Here is a 2421-nt window from a genome sequence, read left to right as displayed (position 1 = left end):
CGGTGGTCGCCTCCGGTTGCGCGGCGGTCAGGCTCAGCGGCCCGTCCGGCGCGGCGAGGCCGAGCTGCGCATAGGTCTGGCTCACCCGCCCGCGCAGCGTCTCCATCACCTGCCGCACCGAGAGGGGGGCGCCGTCGGCGCCGCGGAAGATCGCCGGATTGGCCCGCGCCGCCTCCGGCAGCACCTGGCTCGCCGCCTTGTCGGGATCGCTCGACAGGGTCCGTAGGAACGCCGTGGCGCCGCGCGGGCCGAGGAAGTGGCCGAGATAGAGCTCGGTCGCGTCCGGCTTGCGGCCGCCCAGGGCCGGGGCCAGCGCATCGGCGGTGTCCTTCAGATGCTCGGCGCCGAGCCTGGCCGCGATCTGCGGATCGTCGCGCAGCGCCAGGATGCGGCTGCGCAGCGCCGGATCGGAGACGGTGAGGCGGCTGCCCTGGCGGGTGATCGCCGCCGCCTCCTGGGCCAAGCCATGCGCCGCGCCATGCTCCTGCACCACGCCGAGCCAGGTCTGCTCGATGAACTGGAACAGGCCGCGCGCCGAGGAGGTGCCGGCCTGGGCGTCGCTGCGGAAGCCGCTTTCCATCGCCGCCTTGGCGGCCAGCACCTCGAAGCCGACGCCCGTGGCGCTGGCGGCGCTGCGCAACGCGCCGGTGACCCGGGAATCGACATTGTAGCGACCGAGGCTTTCGCGCGTGGCGCGGCCGGCCGGGTCGGCCAGGGGTTGGAGGGAGACCGGCTGGGGCATGGGGCACTCCGCATTTTGCGAAAAATGTCCATAGCACGAAGGCATGCGAAATGATAAGAGGGATGCATCGGCCGCCTGCAGGCCGTCTGTCGCAACGAGGCGAGGCCGCTGCAACGCGATGATCCAGATTGCCGGAATCCTTGGAGTCTTCGTCGCCATCTTCGGCGGCTACCTGATCGCGGGCGGCAAGATGGGGGTCATCCTCCATGCCATCGGCCCGGAGATGATCATCATCGGCGGCAGCGGCGTGATGACCCTGCTGATCATGGGTGATGCCGCCAGCGTTGCGAAAACATTCAAGTCGCTGGGCATCGCCTTCAAGGGCCCCCGCTGGAAGAGCCAGGACTTCAACGACCTGCTCTGCCTGCTCTACCTGCTGTTGCGCACGCATCAGAAGGAGGGTGCGGCCAAGCTCGAGAAGCATATCGAGAAGCCGGAGACCTCGCCCATCTTCAGCCGCTACACCCGGCTGACCGCCGAGCCCGCGCTGCGCGGCCTGGTCTGCGACACGCTGCGCACCATCACCCTGAACAACAAGGACCCGCACCGCGTCGGCGAGATGATGGAGGCGGCCATCGACAAGCGCCACGCGGAGAACCTCAAGCCGGCCAAGGCGATCCAGACCGTGGCCGACGCCTTCCCCGCGCTCGGCATCGTCGCCGCCGTGCTCGGCGTCATCAAGGCGATGGGCGCGATCAGCGAGAGCCCGGAAATCCTGGGCGGCATGATCGGCTCGGCGCTCGTCGGCACCTTCCTCGGCGTCTTCCTCTCCTATGGCCTGGTCGGTCCGCTGGCCGCGCGGATCAAGGGCATCGTCGAGGAGGAGCGGCGCATGCTCGATGTCACCCGGGCGGTGATCACCAGCTATCTCGAGAACCTCTCGCCGCAGATCTGCGTCGAGGTCGGGCGCCAGTCGGTGCCCTCCAAGCTGCAGCCGAGCTTCGACCAGATGGAAGAGCAGCTGCGCGAGGCCGGCCGGGTCAAGACCGACGGCGAGGGGGCCTGAGCCCCATGCCGCGCGCCGCCGCCCTGCCAAGGGCCGTTCTGCTGGCCGGCCTTGCCCTGCCGATGGCCGGTCCCGCTCCGGCGCAATCCCCTTCGGCGCAATCCCCTTCGGCCCAATCTGCGCCCGCCCAACCCGTTCAGCCCCAACCCGTTCAGGCGCAACCGGTTCCGCCCCCCGCCGGGCGGGACGCCGCGGCCGCGGCGCCATCCCTGGCGGTGCGGCTGCGCGGCGGACAGCATGCCGATCGCGGCCGGGTCGTGCTGCATCTGGGCGAGATCCCCGCCTACAGCCTGCGCCGGCTGGGCCAGGACCATGAGCTGCGGCTGCGCGGCGCCTATCGCATCGACCAGTCCGGCCTGCGCCGCCCGCGCGAGCTGGCCGGCGTCTCGGTGCGCCAGGACGCGGGCGAGACCGTGCTGCGGCTGCACGGCAGCTGCGATTGCACCGCCGAGAGCGGCGCTTTCGACGGCATGCTCTATGTCGATCTGCGCCCCGCCGCCGGCGCCCCTTCCGGGGCGGAGCTGGCGCCGCAGGCCGAACGGATCGAGGCGGCGCGGCGCCGCCTGCTGGAGGATGCGGTGCGCCTCGGCCTGCTCGGCCGCGACCAGGCGGAGGCCTTGCTGCGCGGCGCCCCGCCGCCGGCCGCGCCCCTGGCCACCCCCACGCCCGTGCC

Annotated in this window: 3 protein-coding genes; 2 read left to right on the top strand and 1 reads right to left on the bottom strand. The window is 71.7% G+C overall.

What is annotated here, in order from left to right; genetic code table 11:
• A partial coding sequence (locus ACVMLK_RS20730) for a hypothetical protein (RefSeq protein ID WP_457487502.1) occupies positions 1 to 742 on the bottom strand: 742 nt, incomplete at its 3' end.
• A 118-nt stretch (positions 743 to 860) separates the two neighbouring features.
• Here ACVMLK_RS20730 and motA point away from each other — a divergent pair.
• Together motA and ACVMLK_RS20720 are read left to right on the top strand one after the other, a co-directional pair.
• Positions 861 to 1748 carry a flagellar motor stator protein MotA gene (gene motA, locus ACVMLK_RS20725; protein WP_422926043.1) on the top strand — a complete coding sequence of 296 codons (888 nt, stop codon included), beginning with the start codon at positions 861 to 863 and terminating at the stop codon, positions 1746 to 1748.
• Positions 1749 to 1963: 215 nt separating this feature from the next.
• On the top strand, positions 1964 to 2421 hold a 458-nt coding region (locus ACVMLK_RS20720), incomplete at its 3' end, for a hypothetical protein (protein ID WP_457487501.1).

This window comes from Teichococcus aerofrigidensis, assembly GCF_054073225.1.
The sequence above is the reverse complement of the archived record's forward strand: the minus strand, read 5'-3'. Positions and strand labels throughout refer to the sequence as shown.